Source organism: Caballeronia sp. dw_276 (genome assembly GCF_018449635.1).
Classification (GTDB): Bacteria; Pseudomonadota; Gammaproteobacteria; order Burkholderiales; family Burkholderiaceae; genus Caballeronia.
Genome location: NZ_JAAVUV010000002.1, coordinates 492,974 through 511,649, shown reverse-complemented (window position 1 = coordinate 511,649; position 18,676 = coordinate 492,974). Strand labels below are relative to the sequence as shown.

The 18,676-nt window shown below is 59.7% G+C and carries 15 protein-coding genes; 6 read left to right on the top strand and 9 right to left on the bottom strand.

Features of this window, described 5'->3' with window-relative positions:
- Positions 1–2: 2 nt before the first annotated feature.
- Together HB633_RS05295 and HB633_RS05290 are read right to left on the bottom strand one after the other, a co-directional pair.
- Complete coding sequence (locus tag HB633_RS05295) at positions 3–2,531, bottom strand: TonB-dependent receptor (RefSeq protein WP_213777035.1); 2,529 nt, start codon at positions 2,529–2,531, stop codon at positions 3–5.
- Between the two features lie 342 nt (positions 2,532–2,873).
- The gene (locus HB633_RS05290; RefSeq protein WP_213777033.1) at positions 2,874–4,130 is read right to left on the bottom strand and encodes an acyl-CoA dehydrogenase family protein; all 1,257 of its coding nucleotides are present in this window, start codon (positions 4,128–4,130) and stop codon (positions 2,874–2,876) included.
- Positions 4,131–4,591: 461 nt separating this feature from the next.
- Here HB633_RS05290 and HB633_RS05285 point away from each other — a divergent pair, with 461 nt between their 5' ends.
- The 3 genes from HB633_RS05285 to HB633_RS05275 all read left to right on the top strand — a co-directional run bounded on the left by HB633_RS05285 (position 4,592) and on the right by HB633_RS05275 (position 7,233).
- On the top strand, positions 4,592–5,404 hold the full coding sequence (locus HB633_RS05285) for a MetQ/NlpA family ABC transporter substrate-binding protein (protein WP_213777032.1): 813 nt from the start codon (positions 4,592–4,594) through the stop codon (positions 5,402–5,404).
- A gap of 112 nt (positions 5,405–5,516) precedes the next feature.
- Positions 5,517–6,596 (top strand): ATP-binding cassette domain-containing protein, encoded by a 1,080-nt coding sequence (locus tag HB633_RS05280; protein WP_346730266.1) that lies wholly within the window; start codon positions 5,517–5,519, stop codon positions 6,594–6,596.
- Positions 6,577–7,233: a methionine ABC transporter permease gene (locus HB633_RS05275; RefSeq protein WP_213777031.1), complete on the top strand. Its 657-nt coding sequence runs from the start codon at positions 6,577–6,579 to the stop codon at positions 7,231–7,233. Before HB633_RS05280 ends, HB633_RS05275 begins: the two co-directional genes overlap by 20 nt.
- 59 nt (positions 7,234–7,292) lie before the next feature.
- On the opposite strand, the gene HB633_RS05270 is transcribed toward HB633_RS05275, so the two are convergent.
- Positions 7,293–8,651: an LLM class flavin-dependent oxidoreductase gene (locus HB633_RS05270; RefSeq protein ID WP_213777029.1), complete on the bottom strand. Its 1,359-nt coding sequence runs from the start codon at positions 8,649–8,651 to the stop codon at positions 7,293–7,295.
- Between the two features lie 243 nt (positions 8,652–8,894).
- On the opposite strand from HB633_RS05270, the gene HB633_RS05265 reads away from it, so the two are divergent.
- Both HB633_RS05265 and HB633_RS05260 read left to right on the top strand, forming a co-directional pair.
- Entirely contained in the window at positions 8,895–9,239 is a 345-nt protein-coding gene (locus tag HB633_RS05265) for a DUF3088 family protein (protein ID WP_213777027.1), read from the top strand.
- A gap of 98 nt (positions 9,240–9,337) precedes the next feature.
- A complete protein-coding gene (locus tag HB633_RS05260) occupies positions 9,338–10,780 on the top strand; it encodes an NAD(P)/FAD-dependent oxidoreductase (RefSeq protein WP_213777025.1) in 1,443 nt (480 codons plus the stop codon).
- Positions 10,781–10,785: 5 nt separating this feature from the next.
- Here HB633_RS05260 and HB633_RS05255 read toward each other — a convergent pair whose 3' ends face one another.
- From HB633_RS05255 to HB633_RS05240, 4 genes are all read right to left on the bottom strand, one after another.
- Positions 10,786–11,733, bottom strand: a complete 948-nt coding sequence (locus tag HB633_RS05255) for a D-isomer specific 2-hydroxyacid dehydrogenase family protein (protein WP_213777023.1) — start codon at positions 11,731–11,733, stop codon at positions 10,786–10,788.
- A 138-nt stretch (positions 11,734–11,871) separates the two neighbouring features.
- The gene (groL, locus tag HB633_RS05250) at positions 11,872–13,512 is read right to left on the bottom strand and encodes a chaperonin GroEL (RefSeq protein WP_213777022.1); all 1,641 of its coding nucleotides are present in this window, start codon (positions 13,510–13,512) and stop codon (positions 11,872–11,874) included.
- Between the two features lie 13 nt (positions 13,513–13,525).
- A complete protein-coding gene (locus HB633_RS05245; protein ID WP_213777021.1) occupies positions 13,526–13,819 on the bottom strand; it encodes a co-chaperone GroES in 294 nt (97 codons plus the stop codon).
- Between the two features lie 127 nt (positions 13,820–13,946).
- The gene (locus HB633_RS05240; RefSeq protein WP_213777019.1) at positions 13,947–15,329 is read right to left on the bottom strand and encodes an NtaA/DmoA family FMN-dependent monooxygenase; all 1,383 of its coding nucleotides are present in this window, start codon (positions 15,327–15,329) and stop codon (positions 13,947–13,949) included.
- 202 nt (positions 15,330–15,531) lie between these two features.
- Between HB633_RS05240 and HB633_RS05235 the strand changes: the two genes are divergently transcribed.
- Positions 15,532–17,247 carry an ABC transporter ATP-binding protein gene (locus tag HB633_RS05235; protein ID WP_213777018.1) on the top strand — a complete coding sequence of 572 codons (1,716 nt, stop codon included), beginning with the start codon at positions 15,532–15,534 and terminating at the stop codon, positions 17,245–17,247.
- Positions 17,248–17,252: 5 nt separating this feature from the next.
- On the opposite strand, the gene HB633_RS05230 is transcribed toward HB633_RS05235, so the two are convergent.
- Together HB633_RS05230 and HB633_RS05225 are read right to left on the bottom strand one after the other, a co-directional pair.
- Complete coding sequence (locus HB633_RS05230) at positions 17,253–17,795, bottom strand: carboxymuconolactone decarboxylase family protein (RefSeq protein WP_213777017.1); 543 nt, start codon at positions 17,793–17,795, stop codon at positions 17,253–17,255.
- A gap of 18 nt (positions 17,796–17,813) precedes the next feature.
- Entirely contained in the window at positions 17,814–18,629 is an 816-nt protein-coding gene (locus HB633_RS05225; protein ID WP_255580753.1) for an ABC transporter permease, read from the bottom strand.
- Positions 18,630–18,676 lie beyond the last annotated feature (47 nt).

Sequence of the window (18,676 nt, the reverse complement as noted above, 5' to 3'; positions counted from 1 at the left end):
GATCACCAGACAACGTCGAGGCGCGCGTAATAGAAGCCTCCGTTCACGCCGTAGGGCGAGTACCAGCTCGGATTAGGTGTGGAAACCGGAAAGCCGAAGTATTGGATCGCGGCATCTGGAAGATTAGGCGGCTTCTTGTTGAACAGGTTGTTCGCGCCAATGGAAAGCCGTGATTTCTTCGTGAGCCAATAACTCAGGTTGAGATCGGTGATGAAAGCGGCCGGTACGTGTTCATCGCGATCGGCGGAAATCGCGTTCAGACCGGTGACGCTCGAATAGCGCGTTTCCTTGACGAAGACACCAAACTTGCCGTAAGTCCAGTCGGCGGAAAGCGACGTGATGTTCTTCGGATTCGCCACGGTCAGGCGTCCCTGCGCGTCACGTCCGATCAACTGAATGCCGTTCGCGCTCAGCACGCCCGGATTGTTCAAGCTGCGGATCTGCTGGTTCTGCTGCGTGCTCATGAAGGTCCATTTCACATCGCCGTATTTGCCGAACGGCGTGAAATAGTCGGCGATGACGTCGACACCTTGCGTCACCGTCGTGCCTGCATTGGCAAAATACGAGACTGTCTGATTCGCGCTTTGTCCGGCCGCGGCCAACAAGGACTGAACCGCGCTGCCTTGCAAAGCCGTCGACTGGACAATGCGGTCTTGGATCACGATCTGATAGGCATCGACGGAAACATTAAGACGTTCGATAGGCTTGAGCACGAAGCCCAAGCTGAAGCTGGTCGATTTTTCCGGCTTCAATGCGGTCGCGCCCAGCGCCTGCGCCGCCGGATTCGAAGCGGGCACGAGCTTCGAAATCTGCTGGATCCACGCGCCGGTGAAAACGTCGCGGTTATAGCTTGAGCTGATGTTCGTGAAATACGTGTCCTGCAGCGATGGCGCCGCGAAACCGTTGCTGACGGTGCCGCGAACGGCAAGCGTAGGGGAGAACTCGTAGCGGGTAGAAAGCTTGCCGCTTGCTACGTTCCCTACGCCCTGGTTGTAATGCTCGAAGCGCCCGGCGAGATCGACCGTCCACTTGTTGGTGATTGCCTGGGCCAGGTCTATATACGCGGCGTCGTTGGTGCGGCCGTAGGAGCCTGCCGCAGCCGGCGAGAAGCCGCCCATGCCGGCCGAACCCGGTGAGATGGGCTGGCCTGCAAACGCGCCGGTTGCTGGTATGTAGCCGCCTTGCGCATACGACTGATAGTCGCCGGTGGTCTGCTGGAACTCATCGTATCGATGCTCGAAACCGAATGAGACTTGCAGCGGCTTGTCGAAGAGGCCAGTGTTGAACTTGCGGGTCAAGTCGAGGTTGGTCGTCCATTCGCTCGCAACGAGGCTGCCCAGATAGAAGTTGGTCGCGCTCGCAGCACCGAACGATGGGCTTAGCGCATTGTTGTTTTCGACCCGCGCGTCGTCACGCCCATACGATGTGCTCAGGTCCCAGTCCCATCCGAGCAGGTTGGTTCCCTTCACGCCTGCGACGACCTGATAGTCATTGTCCTGCACCGCGAATTGCGGCAGAAAACCCTCGGGATAAAACGCGAGGTTGTTCTGCGAGGAACTGGCCGACCGGTAAGTCCCGAAACCTTGCGAAAACCGATGGCTATACGTGGCGTTCGAATAGACCTGAATGGAGTCGTTGATCGGCAGGTTGAAGTTATAAGAGAAGTTTTGTGTCTGCGTGTTGGGCAGGCCCATGATCTGCCGATACCGTGAATTGGTGGTCTCTCGCGGGTCCCTGGCGCCACCTGGAAGCAGCGGATAGATGTTGGTGTTGTTCGGGACCGGGCCGGCCACGTTCGTGTCTTTCGAAGTGACAACAGCAGCGCTCAAATTCAACGAGCCGCCATGCGGTAACGCGATGCCCTGATTCAACGAAAAATTTCCGGTCTTCCCGTTTTGCCCGAGGCCGCCTACATTCGCGTTGGCGTTCTGCCCGTATTCGCCGCTGAAGCTGCCACCGCTTGCGTCGGACTTGAGAATGATGTTGATCACGCCCGCGATCGCGTCGGACCCGTATTGCGCGGCGGCGCCGTCCTTCAGGATTTCGATATGGTCGATCGCGCTGATCGGTATCAAGTCGAGATCGGTTCCGGTTCCGCCAATACCCGCAATCACGACCGCCGACGAATGACGCCGCTTGCCGTTGACCAGCACCAGCACTTCGTTGCCGCTCAATCCGCGCAAGCTGGCGGTGTTCACGCCAATCCCCTGCTGGCCTTTGAAACCGGGCACGTTGGCATACGTGGGATCGAGCGACGCGAGTGCATCGCGGAGATTCTGCTTGCCGGTCTTCGCAAGCTCGGCGTCGCTGATGACGGAAATTGGCGCGAGGCTGTCGGCAACGGTTTTGGTATCGCCACGGGAACCGGTGGTGACCACCACGTCCTGGACCTTGGCGACGTCACTTCCAGCGGTGACCGTTTGCGCCCACGCACCGGCGCTATATAAACTTCCGAGCGCCACAGAAATGGCGGCCAGCCGCGGCGTACTGCGCTTCGAAATACGAGCGTTTCGTCTATAAGGCCGAGACATATTGATCCTTGATGCCCTCCTCGTCCGCTTGCCTGGGTTTGCGGGGAAGGGCGATTAAATGGAATTGACAGTGCGTTCTCAATCGATCCGGAGTAGTGGAACAGGCGTGCAAAGTCACCCGTTCCTCCGGAACCGGGAGGCGGAAACTGATCTAATTGGGAAAGTCATTTACTGATGTGCAACAAAACAATATCAAAAATAGTTCCCATTCCTAACGAACTATTTCTTATTTCGTTGTGTATTATTTTTTCAATTTCCGGTTGCTTGCGGATGTACTTGCAAATGCGTCATCGGCGTTCGCATGATTGGCGGTTCTCGTGACGAGGCGGCCGCGTTAGACAATCAGAACACGCGGCCTTCATCGAAATCGGCACGCTCGCCGTTCAAGTAGTAGTCGCCAATTACGCGACCCTTCAGAAGCAGGGGATTGTGATTGAGGATCGTACGGATGTTGCGCCAGTGGCGGTCGAAATCGTACTTTCGTGAGGTCGCTGATCCGCCGCCGGTATCGAAGAGTTTTTCAGCCGCGCGAATGGCGAGCTTGCCGACCACGATTTGCGCCTTCGAGTTTGCAAGCGCACTCGCCATGACGAGATCGTCAAGGTTCGGCGCCCCCGCGACAATGCCGGCGGCCGCGGCATCGAGTGTTCTTGCCACGTCGGCGATGATCACGTCGATTGCGTGAGACGCGGCGGCAATATCGCCGATCACCTGCTGCACGAAATGGTCGCCTCGCGCAGTTTCGGAATGGCTGTGTTTCGCCGAGCGGGCCTGCTTCTGCGCGTATCCTACGGCATCACTGAAAACGTTTCGGACGATGCCCGCGATGCACGCCACAAGGTGCAACTGCGCGCGCGTTGCATTGTGACGGCGCACGAATGGATCGCCGTCGAGTCGCGAGGTGATCTCGTCCGGAAACACTTCCACGTCGTCAAGATCAACTCCGCCGCTCGCCGTCAGGCGCTGGCCCATGCCGTCCCAGTCATCGAGAATGTGCACGCCTTTGCGGTTCGCAGGCACCAGCGCGCCGGTTACGCGGCCGTCTTCATCGAGGGCCGTGAAGCTCGTGTAATCGCAGAACGCCGCGCCTGTCGCATAGTATTTCTTGCCCGTCAGGAGGTACCTGTCGCCATGCCTGACCAGTTTCGTGCGCAGCATGTTCGGACGTGGCGTATTGATTTCCATGTGCGCGCCGCCAAAGAGTTTGCCGTCGAGTACTTCCTGTACATACTTGCGGCTGACCGGTGCGCCAGGGTCGACCGCAATGGATTCGAGAAAACCGAAATGGCTGCGCAGCGCGTGCGCCACGTTTGAATCGGCGGCAGCAAGCGTGCAGATGACCTCCACCTGATCGGCGAGGGTTCCGCCGGGACCGCCCAACTGTTCAGGCACGCGCAGCGATGTCAGGCCGGTGTGGCGCAGTGTGCGGAAAATTTCGAATGGTAATTCCCTGCCGAGTTCACGTGCGACCGCGCCTTTGGCGATCTCCTTCGCAATGGACGGAAGGTCCGCGAGGATCTCCTCGCGGCTGCGGCGTGAGCGAGTCCGATCGGGCGGCGGTTTGACGGCGGACGTGTCTTGCACAAGCTGGACGGACATTGGCTCGCGTTCCTTGGCTTTTGATGTTGCGAATCTGGAAGCTGGCGTTGCGGGTTGATAAACGTAAGGGGGAGGATGTGGCCGTTTAAGTAAACCCTTGGCGCTTGGAGCGCTAGATTGAAGCATCGCATGCATGACGCCGCAACGAAGCTATCGGAATTTTCTTTGCATGAAAATGTTCGGGCGGTTATCAGCGGTGCGCGGATAGCCTTTGCATCTGTGCTTGTTTCGTGTGTGCATCGATGAAGCTGGTGTGACGTCGGTGAGTGGCGCTCAACAAGCAGAATCCATGCATTGTGCAAGCCAGTTCCCTCACGCCTAGTTAGGTATTCCAATCTTGTGAGCTTCCGAAAAAATCCAGGCGCTGGACGGTGATTAGCATTCGACTAACAATTCTTAGGCCTTTGAAAAACCCATCCCTATAATCGCCGAACATTAATTCACACCGAGAGAGAGTCGCCATGGTTCGTCGTCCGTTTCGCTTGTTGGCTGTTATCGCTGCGACCCTCGCGCTGTTGCATGGCGGCGCGTTCGCAGCCGAATCAGTGCCCTTGAAAGTAGGCGTGCGCGGAGGTGTCGATGAACAGATCTGGGAAGTCGTTACGCAGGTTGCCAAAAAGAATAGCGTGCCCGTGGAGTCCATTGTGATTACAGGAACGGCGAGCCCTAACGAAGCCCTTAACAACGGCGACCTGAATGCCAATTCATTCCAGCACATTCCGTTCTTGCGAGACCAGGTCAAGCAGCGGGGTTACAAGATCGTGCCGGTGGGAAATACGTACATCTCGCCGATCGCGTTCTACTCGAAGAAGTACAAGTCGTTGGAGACCCTGCCGTCCGGCGCGACTGTCAGCATTCCAAGCGATCCCAGCAACCAGACGCGCGCGCTGGTCATTCTGCGCGATCACAAACTGATCACGCTGCGTGATGGATTTGATCCATTCACGGGAACCGCGACGCTGCAGGATGTGACTTCAAACCCCAAAAACCTTAAATTCGTAGAGGCGGCGGACGTCGTGCAAGTGCGTTCACTTCCGGACGTGGACGCCGCGGCAATCGTGAATAACTTTGCGTCCGAGGCGGGTCTATTCGCAACGCGCGATGGAATCGCGGTCGAGAAGAAAGACCACAACCCCTACGTCAACGTCATTGCGGTCCGCGAACAGGACAAGAACGCGCCGTGGGTCAAGAACCTGGTGAAGGCTTATCAGTCACCGGAAGTACGCACCTACATCGAGACGCATTTCAACGGGTCTGTCATTCCTGCGTTCTGAGGGAGGGTTCCTTACGGGCGTGCAGTGCCGCACGCGTTTGGCTTGAAGTGATTTTTTACGAGGTCTGTTTATCAACGACGTTTACGAATCGGATTCCCGCGCGGTTCCCCGCGTGGTTCGCGAGCCGCCCCAAAGCGTGCTGCCGGCCGATGTCCATATTGCGTTCGAGGGCGTGCAGAAAAGCTACTCGACACGCACCGGAACAGTCGTCGCACTCAAGGGCGTCTCTTTCAATGTGGAGCGCGGCGAGATCTTCGGCATTATCGGGCGCAGCGGCGCGGGCAAATCCACGCTGCTGCGCGCAATCAACATGCTCGAGTCGCCCACGGCGGGTCGGGTTAGCGTAGACGATACCGACGTAGGCACCCTGGACGAAGACGGGCTCGTTGCGTTGCGCCGTCGTATCGGCATGATCTTCCAGCATTTCAACCTGCTGTCTGCCAAGACGGTCAGGGAGAATGTTGGCTTGCCATTGCGCGTGGCGGGGGTCAAGGCAAAGCTCGCGCGAGAACGTGTCGATGCACTGCTCGAACTCGTAGGCCTGCGGGACAAGGCGGATGTCTACCCGGCGAAGTTATCGGGAGGACAAAAGCAGCGAGTGGGTATTGCCCGCGCGCTTGTCCACGATCCACAAATCCTTCTCTGCGACGAAGCCACTTCCGCGCTCGATCCCGAAACAACGCAATCCATACTGGATTTGCTAGGGGACATCAATCGCAAGCTGGGCTTGACGATCGTGCTGATCACGCACGACATGTCGGTCATCCGCGAGATCTGCCACAAGGTGCTCGTCTTGGATCGCGGACAGATTGTGGAACACGGGGAGGTCTGGGCTGTCTTTGGTAATCCGCAAGCCGATGCGACCCGGGCCTTGCTGCGGCCGCTGCTGCACGATATCCCGCCCGATCTCGCCGAACGGCTTGTACCCGATTTAAACGGGCACGCCGGTGATGCAATTCTCAAGATCAAATTTCCGGGTAACAGCCTTCCCGGCGGCGTCCCGTTCGCAGCGCTTGCCGCATTGGGCGAGGGTACGAATCTGCTGCACGGAGGGCTCGATCGCATACGTGGACACGCGCAGGGAAGCCTGCTGATATCGGTCCCCGTGCAAGGTTGGAATGAAGATCGGGCGCGCGAGGCGCTGCCAGCTGCACACATCGAGGTATTAGGTTATGTCCACGCCGCTACTTGACCGGTATATCCATGCGCTGCTCCAGACGCTGCTCATGGTAAGTGTTTCGATGGCGATTGCGATAGTGGCGGGTTTGGTCATTGCCGTTGTCCTCACTGCTACCGCTGTCGACGGCCTTTATCCAAAGCCGCGTTTGAACAAGACGCTTTCGATCATCATCAATATGTTTCGCGCCATTCCCTTCATCATTTTGCTGGTGGCGCTGTTGCCCGTGACACGTTTCATTGTGGGAACGACGCTCGGTACCTGGGCAGCGGTCGTGCCTTTGAGCGCGAACCTCATACCGTTTTTTGCGCGGATTGCACAGGTGAGCCTCAACAGCGTCGAGCCAGGTTTGATAGAGGCGGCGCGCGCGATGGGTTGCCGGCGCTGGCATATCGTGCGGCACGTGTTACTGCCCGAAGCGCTTCCCAGCATTCTGGGCGGCATGACGGTGACCGCCATCGCAATGATCGACACCTCTGCAATGGCGGGCGCAGTGGGCGGAGGAGGCCTTGGAGACATGGCCATTCGATACGGCTATGAGCGATACGAGACGCAAGTGATGTTCATGGTCATCATCATTCTGATTGCGCTGGTTTCCATGGTGCAGATTGCCGGCGAATGGCTTGCGCGTCGTACCGACCATAAGCGGTGAGGGTTTCGCTTAAAGGCTCGGCCCGCGTTAGCAGCGAGCGCGGAGCCCTTTAACGCGTTTCAGCTCGCGAGGCGTTCTCTTTCAGCATGGGCGTAACGATTTTCCGGTCGTGACAGCCCGAGGTTCTCGCGTAGCGTCGTACCTTCATATTCGGTGCGAAAGAGACCTCGGCGCTGCAACTCGGGCACGACCAGCTCGGCGAATTCGGTCAGGCCGCCCGGCAACCATGGCGACATGATGTTGAACCCGTCCGCACCTTCTTCTTCAAACCACTGCTGCAGCTGATCTGCAATGCTCTCGGGCGTGCCCACGACCTGCTGGTGGCCACGCGCGCCTGCAATGCGCAAGTAGAGGTCGCGGATGCTCAGGTTCTCGCGCCGCGCAAGATCGAACAGCAATTGCTGCCGGCTCTTGCCGCCATTCGTCTCGGGCAGGTCGGGCAACGGGCCATCGATAGGATAGGCCGACAGATCGACACCCCCGGTCATTTTCGATAACAAAGCAAGCCCGACGTCGGGATGAATCAAGTTCTGCAGTGCGTCGAACTTTTCGCGTGCTTCGTCCTGCGTCCTTCCGATGACCGGAAAGATTCCCGGCATGATCTTCAAGTCTTCAGGCCGCCGGCCGTATCGAACGAGCCTGCTTTTTACGTCACTGTAGAAAGCTTTCGCTTCTTCGAGTGTCTGGTGCGCGACGAAGATCACTTCGGCGGTCCGTGCGGCAAGCTCGCGGCCGGCATCCGACGCTCCGGCCTGTACCACGACGGGCCAGCCCTGCGGAGAGCGTGCGACATTGAGCGGACCGCGCACCTTGAAATGCGGGCCGCGATGGTTCAGGACATGCAGTTTGTCGGAATAGAAATAGACCCCGCTTTCCCGGTCGCGAATAAAAGCGTCGTCCTCCCAGCTGTCCCAAAGGCCCGTGACGACGTCCAGGAATTCACGTGCGCGTTCATATCGGACGGCATGCGCCGGATGTTGCTCGAAGCCGAAGTTGAGCGCTTCAGTTTCACTGCTCGACGTAACCAGATTCCAACCCGAGCGTCCGCCGCTCAGGTGGTCGAGCGAAGCAAACTTGCGTGCCACGTTGAACGGTTCATTGAACGTAGTGGATACCGTGGCAATCAGGCCGATGTTCTTCGTGACCACGGATAACGCAGCAAGCAAGGTCAGGGGTTCGAAGTGATCGGCGCGTGCTGTACGTGAAAGCGATGCAAGATTCGTATCGCGGATGCCGACGCTGTCCGCGAAAAATACAGCATCGAATTTGGCGCGCTCGGCGATCTGCGCGAGTTCAGCGTAGTGCGGGAAGTCGAGTCCGCCTGTCAGGTGCGTCTCGGGGTGACGCCAGGCGGCGATATGGTGCCCCGTCTCCATCAGGAATGCACCTAGCTTGATCTGCCGCTTGGCATTGCTCATTGTGTGCTCCGCTTGGTTGTTCTGGATCGTTGGACTGAGGTGGATCCATATTCTTCGTCGCATACACGATTTCAACAATCAACGATTTTTGCTATGCATATTCAGCGCAAGCTTTGTAAGTGTTTTCCCCCGCCGCCTTTGCATCAAGGTGCGTATGCAAAGCTGAAATCGATAGAGCGATGTCTTCCGCCCGCGACTACATTGTCACGCTGTGAGGTAATTTCCTGAGAGGACATTCATACCGTGAGCCAAGACCTGTTGCTGCTGCTGGAACCAGGGTTTGCAGATCCCAAATATCCTGGCGAGCGTTTCATTTGCCCCGATGGCGCGCCTATCGAAGGTTTGCTCGCAAGCGACCCGTCCAAGACGGCCGCCCTTGAAATTCGTCGTCTGCCGTTTGCGCGTCCGCGCGAGGCCGCAATTGCCGCGCTCGATGCCGATCACCAAGGCCTGCCTGTGCTGGTGCTGGGAGATGAACATCCGGTTCCCGACGATGCCCAGACGCTAGGCAACAAACGCTTCGTGACCGACACGCGCCGCATCCTGGATCTTCTTGCGGAGCGTCACGGTTTTCCGAAGGTTCATTGATGTATCGAAAAAGCGCCTAAGCAAATTCGAATTGCTTGGTTGCCGACACGCACGTTCATTTCCAATATCTCGGAGATCGTCCTCCCTGGAACATTGCCATGAACGCTGCAGAAAAATTCGATGCAAACGCGCGAGCCGCGCTGCGCCTCCTCGGTCCCGATCCCGACAACTGGGTGCCGGATCGGCCGGGCATCGACCATAACGTCGTGATCGTGGGAGGCGGCCAGACGGGCGCCGCCTTCGCGTTTGCGTTGCGGCGCGCGGGCGTGGGCAAGGTCACGGTCATCGATGCCGCAGCCGATGAAGCGAGCGCGGGCGTATGGCTGAACCGTGCGCGCATGAACAAGCTGCGCACGCCAAAAACGCTCGTTGGTCCGGAGCTCGGTGTCTCCGCGCTGAGCTTCCAGGCGTGGTTCGAAGCACGTTTCGGGGCCGCGGAGTATGACGCGATCGACCGGATCGAACGCACGCGGTGGGCCGAATATCTTGCGTGGTACCGCCATTTCCTGGAGATCCCGGTTCGATACGGCGTGCGCCTCGCGCGCATAGAACCCGCCGGCTCGTTTTTCCGCTTGCGTCTCGTGGATGCATCAGGCCAGGAACACGTAGAGACCGCTCGCAAAGTCATTTTGAGCAATGGCGTTGCCGGCAATGGTGCGCCTTTCATACCGGCGGTGTTGAGCGAACATCTGCCGGCAAGCGCGTACGCACATACATCGAGTGCAATCGACTTCGCTGCCTTGCGCGGAAAAGCCGTTGCCGTGATCGGAGGCGCAGCATCGGCCTTCGATGCGGCCGGCACCGCGCTCGAAGCGGGCGCGCGGGACGTGCATCTGTTCGTTCGCCGCAGCGCCTTGCCCGCCATTCCGGTCACGCGCGCGCGTGCATACCCCGGCGCTTACGACAACTATCCCCACTTGCCCGATGCTTTCCGATGGCGTCAGGCGTTGCGATTTCGCCGCGCCGGATCGACCGCTCCAGTCGATGCCGTGAAACGTGTGACCGAGCATCCGAACTTTCATCTGCACCTGGGTGCGAGCTGGGATCATGCCGGCGTGGAGGGCGGCCGCATTGCCGCGAGGGTGGGGGAAGAGACGTTTCAGTTCGACTTCGCGATTGCCGGTACGGGGTATTACGTCGACCCCGTGGTGCGTCCCGAACTCAGCGCGTTATCGCGTGACATCCTGCTGTGGCGCGACCGTTACGTTCCCGGCGAAGGCGAGCGCGACGATTATCTCGGCGCGCATCCCTACCTTGGCGCGGGACACGAATACCTTGAGAAAACACCGGGAGCTGCGCCCTATCTGGCGAATTTGCACGTCTACAATCCTGCCGGTTTTGTCAGCTTCGGGTTGCCGGTTGGCGACGTGCCGAGCATGAAACGGGATATCCCCGCTGTGGTGAGCCGGATCAGCCGGGATTTGTTCATCGCGGATCTGGAACAGCATGAGCAACGCATGACCGGCGACGTGCCGCCTGATTTCTCTCCAGAACTTTATTCGGCAAGTGTGTGGAAAGGGGAGCGGGCGGACGTCGCTTGAAGTGCTTAGTATCCTCTTCGAAGATCGACGAGATCTTCCAGCGCCGTACCCTGTGTGAAGGCGCTGAAGTTGCGCACGAACTTGCGGGCGAGTTCGGCCGTGTTGTGCGGTCCGATCGCCGATGTATGCGGCGACAGGCGAATACGCGGATGCTGGTAAAACGGATGCCCCGCCGGGAGCGGCTCGGGTTCGGTAACGTCGAGCGAGGCTCCGCCGAGACGGCCATCGGCAAGCGCGTCGAGCAACGCGTCGTTATCGATCAGCGAGCCGCGCGCGATGTTGATGACGTGCAATCCCGGTTTCGCTTCTGCAAGCAACTCGCGATTCACGATATGACGCGTTGCATCGGTAGCGGGCGCGGCGAGCACCAAGTGGTCGGCTTCGCGCACGAGTGCGTTGATATCGTCCACGAAGGTCACGCCAGGAAATTCTGCCGCGGCAGAACTCTTGCGCCGCACGGTGACCACCCGCGCGCCGAGCGCCAAGGCCTTTTGCGCAACCGCCTGACCAATCGAACCGAAGCCGAACACGGCAACCGTGCTGCCTTGCACTGTTGCAAGCGGCGTCAGCGCCCATTGTTTTGCGTCGTGAATCCAGATGTCCGGCAGGCGTTTTGCGTGGGCAAAGATCGCAGCCACGGCGAATTCCGCTATCGCCGCCGACGCGGTGCCGCGTGCTGTAGTGACGGGCAAGCCATCGAAAAACCATCGCGGATAAAAGTCGATGCCCGATGAGCCGAGCTGGACCCACTGAAGTCCGAACGGCCACCCAGCGGGAGCATGTTCCGGCGCCTTCGCGCCGCGGATGATGATCGGTGCTGCAATTAGGACTGAAGCCTCCTCAGGCAATTCTGCGGGTACGCCGCGCGGTATGCCCAGGACGCGGACATCGGGCAACAAGGTGCGCACTGCATCGTTGAAGGGCTCGGCGAGCTGACTGGCGATCGTGACCATGGAATCATCGGAAGGGGATTGAGAGTTCGCTCTTGCATTGCGAGCCGAACGAAGGATGGCGTGATTATGTGGATCCATAAAGCAAATCGGCGTGTCCTGAACGGACCACGCCGACCTGCAGTGCCGCTTATTCAAACTTTAGAAATCGTAGCCTGGGCCGCCCGCGCCCGGGCCGCCCGCCGGTGTCGCAGCGGCTGCGTCCTTGGGCGCTTCGGTGACGGTGGCATCGGTCGTAAGCAAGAGGCCCGCAATCGATGCCGCGTTTTGCAATGCGGTCCGGGTGACTTTGGTCGGGTCGAGCACGCCGGATTCAACCAGGTCGCCGTACTCGCCGGTCTGCGCGTTGTAGCCGAAGTTGCCCGTACCCGCGGCGACCTTCGCGACGACCACGCTCGCTTCTTCGCCTGCGTTCGTGACGATCTGGCGCAACGGCTCTTCCAGTGCGCGCAGCACGATCTTCACGCCGGCGTCCTGGTCCGCATTGGCGCCCTTAAGACCGCTGATTGCCTGCTTCACGCGAATCAGCGCAACGCCGCCGCCGGGCACGATGCCTTCTTCAACTGCGGCCCGCGTTGCATGCAACGCGTCGTCAACGCGGTCTTTCTTCTCCTTGACTTCGATCTCGGTTGCGCCGCCCACCTTGATCACCGCCACGCCGCCAGCCAGTTTCGCCACGCGCTCCTGCAGCTTTTCACGATCGTAGTCGGAGCTCGCTTCTTCGATCTGCACCCGGATCTGCTTGACGCGGGCCTGGATGTTCGTGGTGTCGCCGGCGCCATCGATCACGATGGTGTTTTCCTTGCCCACCTCGATGCGCTTCGCCTGACCGAGTTCGGCGAGCGTCGCCTTTTCCAGCGAGAGTCCGGTTTCTTCAGCGATCACCTGACCACCGGTCAGGATCGCAATGTCTTCGAGCAGCGCCTTGCGCCGGTCGCCAAAGCCCGGCGCCTTGACCGCCACCGTCTTCAGAATGCCGCGAATGTTGTTGACCACGAGTGTCGCAAGCGCTTCGCCTTCGATGTCTTCCGCAATGATCAGGAGCGGCCGTCCCGCCTTCGCGACGAGTTCCAACACCGGCAGCAGGTCGCGGATATTCGAGACCTTCTTGTCGTGCAGCAAAATGAACGGATCGTCGAGAACGGCGACTTGCTTGTCCTGATCGTTGATGAAATACGGCGACAGGTAGCCGCGATCGAACTGAAGGCCTTCGACTACATCGAGTTCGTCGTCGAGCGACTTGCCGTCTTCAACCGTGATCACGCCTTCTTTGCCGACACGGTCGATCGCTTCGGCAATCCGCTGTCCGATCGATTCCTCACCATTCGCCGAGATTGTCGCGACCTGCGCGATCTCCTTGCTGGTCGTGGTCGGCTTGCTGATCTTCTTCAGTTCTTCGACAGCGGCGAGCACGGCTTTGTCGATACCGCGCTTCAAGTCGAGCGGATTGAGGCCTGCTGCAACGTATTTCAGCCCTTCGCGCACGATAGCCTGCGCAAGCACGGTGGCTGTAGTGGTGCCGTCACCGGCGTTGTCGCTGGTGCGCGACGCAACTTCCTTCACCAGTTGCGCGCCGATGTTTTGCAGCTTGTCGGCCAGTTCGATTTCCTTGGCTACCGACACGCCGTCCTTCGTCACAACAGGCGATCCGAAGCTGCGTTCAAGCACGACGTTACGGCCTTTCGGACCCAGCGTTACTTTCACTGCATTGGCGAGGATGTTGACGCCTTCGACCAGTTTCGAACGCGCGTTGTCGCTAAAGACAATTTCTTTGGCTGCCATTTCTTAAGCTCCGTTATTGTTGAGAGACTACGGCGACGATGTCTTCTTCGCGCAGCACGAGCAGTTCGTTGCCGTCGACCTTGACCTGCTGACCCGAATACTTGCCGAACAGCACGCGCTCGCCGACCTTCAGATCGGGCTCGATACGCTTGCCGTCGCTGTCACGCTTGCCTGGGCCGACAGCGATGACTTCGCCCTGATCCGGTTTTTCAGCGGCGCTTTCCGGAATCACGATGCCCGATGCGGTTTTGGTTTCCTGGTCGAGGCGCTTGATGATGACGCGGTCGTGGAGCGGACGTAGGCTCATATCTGGTTTCCGTAATGTTGGATGAGTAGCACTCGCAGGTGCGGGGTGCTAACGAAAACCGAGTATAGGAATACGTCCTGACGCGATCCAATAACGAATACATGGATCGTTATGAGAGAAGCGAAGATCAGCCGACGGCTGTGGTGTTTCTTTTATGAAGGGCGCCCGGATGATTCGATGGAAGACGCGCTGCGTCCTCAAACAGTTTTTCCCGATAAGACCCTGGCCCGTACCGTTCCCGGTAGACGCCGCGTCGCTGCAGCTCGGGCACGAGCAGTTCCACCACGTCCTGGAAGGTGCCGTGCGCGGAAACGTAAGTCAGGTTGAAGCCGTCGAGGTCGGTTTCATCCATCCATGCCTGCATTTCATCGGCTACTTGTCGCGGTGTGCCGGCAATCACAGGTCCGCGTCCGCCTATCGATACGTATTCGACGGCCTCGGCGACCGTCCATACGCGCGACGGGTCCGCCGATGAAAACGACGCAAGCGCGGAGCGTCCCGCGTTGGTGTCAACGTAAGTCAGCTCGTCTTCCGGTTTATAAGTCGACAGGTCGATTCCCGTCCATCCCGACAGCAACGCCGCTGCGCCTTCGGTGCTCGCGTGTTGCTCGTATTCGCGAAGCTTGGCTTGCGCCTCTTCCTCGGTGCGGCCAAGCACGACGGTGAACATCGCAAAGATCAGCACTTGCTTGCTGCCGTCGCGGCCATTTGTATTTGCCGCTGCGCGGATATCCGCCACATTGCGTTTGACGATGCCACGCGTGGGCGCAGCAACAAACACGCACTCGGCGTGCTGCGCGGCGAACTGTTTCCCTCGGCCTGAACTGCCTGCCTGGAACAGCACCGGCGTGCGTTGTACTGACGGCTCGCACATATGAAAGCCCGGTACCTTGAAATAGCGGCCCTCGTGGGCAATGCCATGCACCTTCGAAGGATCGGTGTAGATGCCGCGCTCGCGGTCACGGATGACCGCGCCGTCCTCCCAGCTTCCCTCCCATAGCTTGTAGCAGACCTCCATGTATTCATCGGCGAGGTCGTAGCGTTCGTCGTGGGACAACTGCCGGTCAAGGCCGATATTGCGCGCCGCGCTATCCAGGTAACCCGTGACGATATTCCAGCCAATGCGCCCGTTCGTCAGGTGATCGAGCGTACTCATGCGGCGGGCGAAGGTGTACGGATGCTCGTATGAGAGCGAGCATGTCACGCCGAAGCACAGGTGCTCGGTTACCTGGGACATCAGCGGAATGACGGCCAGGGGATCGTTCATGGGAACCTGCGCGGCGTGACGCAGCGCTGCATCGGCGCTCGAACCGTAGACGTCATAAGCGCCGAGGACATCGCCCAGGAATACGCCTTCGAAAAGTCCTTTCTCGAGAAGACGTGCAAGGTCGGTCCAGTACGCCGCGCTTAGATAATCGACCGCGCGATCGCCCGCGGCGGTCCATCGCCCGGGCGCGAGATGTCCGACGCAGTTCATCAGGAAGGCATTGAGCCGGATCGGTCTGGTCACAGGATGGTTCCGCAAAAGTGAAAGCGTCGAGTTTAGGGTTCGCCAATCCGATCGCAAATCGCGATGGACGCTTTGCTTATATGTGTGCGTGGTATCGGCGTTTCCCTGCGCAGGAAAATGCAGGTCGATAGCTCGTATTGTTGGTTTGCCGGCCGGGCTGGATCTGCTAACTTCGAGCGTTTGCGAAGGACTCTCCATCTCCATGCCTCCTGCCGCCCCATCGCGTCTTCTGGACGTTCGCAAGCTCAACGTGTCCTACGGCGCGCATCCGGCCGTCACGGATCTAGACTTGCACATCGACGCCGGCGAGGTTCTCGCGCTGGTCGGCGAATCCGGGTGCGGTAAATCCACCACTGCCATGGCGCTGCTGCGCCTGCTGCCGCCCGCGGCACGTGTTGGAGGCGAAGTGCGGTTTGAAGGCGTGGACCTGCTGGCGCTCACGGAGGCGCGCCTTTCCGCCATACGGGGTCATCGGATATCGATGATTTTCCAGGAACCCATGACGTCCCTGAACCCTGTCCTCACGATCGGGGACCAGGTCGGCGAGGCGTTGCGGCTGCACCTTGGCATGTCCGCGCGCGCCGCGCGCGCACGCACGCTCGAATTGCTCGATCTTGTGCAGATTCCCGATCCCGCGAAGCGCATTGACGACTATCCGCATCAATTCTCCGGCGGTCAGCGGCAACGCGCGATGATCGCCGCCGCGATCGCATGCGAGCCGAAATTGCTTATCGCCGATGAACCCACGACAGCGCTCGATGTCACCATCCAGTCGGAAATCCTCGCGCTGCTGGACAAGCTGCGGCGCGATTTGTCGATGGGTTTGCTTCTGATCACGCATGATCTCGGCGTGGTCGCCGACTGGTCGGATCGCGTGGTGGTGATGTATGGCGGCCGCGAGATGGAGCAGCAAGCAACGCAGGCCTTCATGGCGAACCCTGGGCATGCCTATTCGCGCGGATTGCAGGGTGCGTCGCTGCATCTGGGCGCGGATCGCCATTACCGGAGTTCGCGGCTCGCCGAAGTGCGTGTGAAAGAAACGCAAGAGGGCGAGTTGACGTTCTCGCTCGAAACGCCGTCAGCAAGGGCCGGCAACCGAACCGGTCCGGTGGACGCATCGCCCGTGCTCGTTGTCGATAAGATCAATACGATCTACGAGACGGCTGAAGGTCCACGGCATGCCGTGCGCGATGTCAGCCTCACCGTGAATCGCGGGGAGACAGTTGGGCTCGTGGGCGAATCCGGTTGCGGCAAGACGTCTTTGTCACGCACCATCATGCGACTGGTCGATCCTGCGTCCGGCCGGATCTTGTTGAACGGAGAGGACATATCGGGACTGTCACGCAAGGCGCTGCTGCCTCATAGACGCAATCTGCAGATGATCTTCCAGGATCCGTTTGCATCGCTCAATCCCCGGCAGACGGTCGATGAAATCCTGCAGTTTGCGCTGACCGTGCAGGGTGGCTTAGCCAGGAGCGAAAGGCAGGCGAGGATCGGCCGCATACTGGATGCGGTCGGATTACCGGCCGATGCAAGGCATCGGTATCCGCATGAGTTTTCGGGCGGGCAGCGCCAGCGCATTGGCATCGCCCGGGCGCTGGTGCTCAAGCCCGCCATGCTGATCTGCGACGAACCGGTTTCCGCACTCGATGTATCGGTTCAGGCGCAGATCCTGAACCTGTTGGTGGACTTGAAAGCCGAGTTCAATCTGTCCATGTTGTTCATCTCGCACGACCTTGCCGTGGTGCGTTACATCGCGGACCGTGTGCTGGTGATGCACTCCGGACGCATTGTGGAAAGCGGCGATCACGATGCCATCTGGGCGCATCCGGTACACGCCTATACGCGTTCACTGATTGCTTCGGCGCCGGGGCACAGGCGCGCGGTAGAATTCGCCCCGGATAGCGTACTCAGCTAAGCGGGTCAATGAGCGGGCGTGCCTGCCACATCTTCTTCAACTTCGATTTCCAGCGCCTCGTTGAAGCGCGCGAAGAATGCGCAAAGTGAAGCACGCAAGGTCAGCTCGACCACTTGTTCCTGCGAAAAATGTTCGCGCATACGTTCGACAAGCCGGTCTGTTACGCGCTGCCGCGTGACGGCCGACGCGTAGTCACGCACCAGCCGCTCGACGGGGTCGAGACCGGGTACGTCGGGATCGAGAATGTTGTCGACGGTGTGGGCATCGATACCGAGCGCGCCAAGCTTCGGCGCATGATGCGAGACGCAATACTGGCACTGGTTCTCGCGCGATGCAGTGACGAGCACGATTTCCAGATGCCGCCGCGTGATCAGCGCGTCCTTGGCCGACTGCAGCAGCAATCCATAAATATGCTCGATGGAAGCCGGCCGATGCGCAAGCACGCCAAGCATGTTCCCAAACGCGCCATAGTCGCGCTCGACGATCTCGAACACTTCGAGCGCGCGTCCTTCGAGTCCTTGCTTGCCAATATTGTCGATACGGCTCATGTCAGTACCCCTCAAGAATTATTCGTTGCCGCGCGGGTCGAGCACTTTGGCCAGCCCGTCGCTAAGAAGATTGAGCGCGAGCATCGTGACCACGATGGCGAGCCCTGGAATCGTCGCGATATACCAGTCCGTGCGCAGAACCTGCCGCCCCGAGCCGACCATGTTGCCCCAGCTCGCCACGTTCGGATCGCCCAGCCCCAGGAACGCGAGGGCGGACTCGGTCAGGATCGCCGTTGCGACCAGCAGCGATGTCGAGACCAGGATGGGCGTCAGCGTATTCGGAAGGATGTCGCGAATAATGATGCGCCAGTCGCTCGCACCAAGCGCAATGCTTGCCTGCACCATCTCGCTGTTGCGCAGCTTCTGCGCCTCGGACCTGACGAGGCGCGCGAGGTTCGGCCACGACGTCACGCCGATTGCGATCGCAATGGTCGCGACCGAAGGGCGCACGATCGCCACGATGGCAAGCGCGAACAGGAAGGGTGGCATCGTCTGGAAAAACACGGTGATGCGGCTGATTTCGCGATCCACGCGCCCGCCGAAGTAGCCACCCGCAAGTCCACCCGCAATGCCCAGCGCGGCGGCGATCAAGGTCGCGACACTCGCGATGACCAGCGACGCGCGCGAGCCATGAACAATGCCCGCCAGTATGTCGCGCCCGAGCATGTCGGTGCCGAGGAGGTAGGCGGGGTCTTGTCCGGGCCGCAGGAACGGATCGGCGACGAGTTCGAGCGGGTCGCCGGGACACAGCCAGCCGGCCGCCACCGCCATGAGAAGAATGGCCAGCAGCAGGCCGCCGCCGATCACACAGGACGGCGAGCGTAACAGGCGCATCGGCCACGAACGCCTTTTGCGCGTAGTTGTTGCGGAACGGGAAGCAA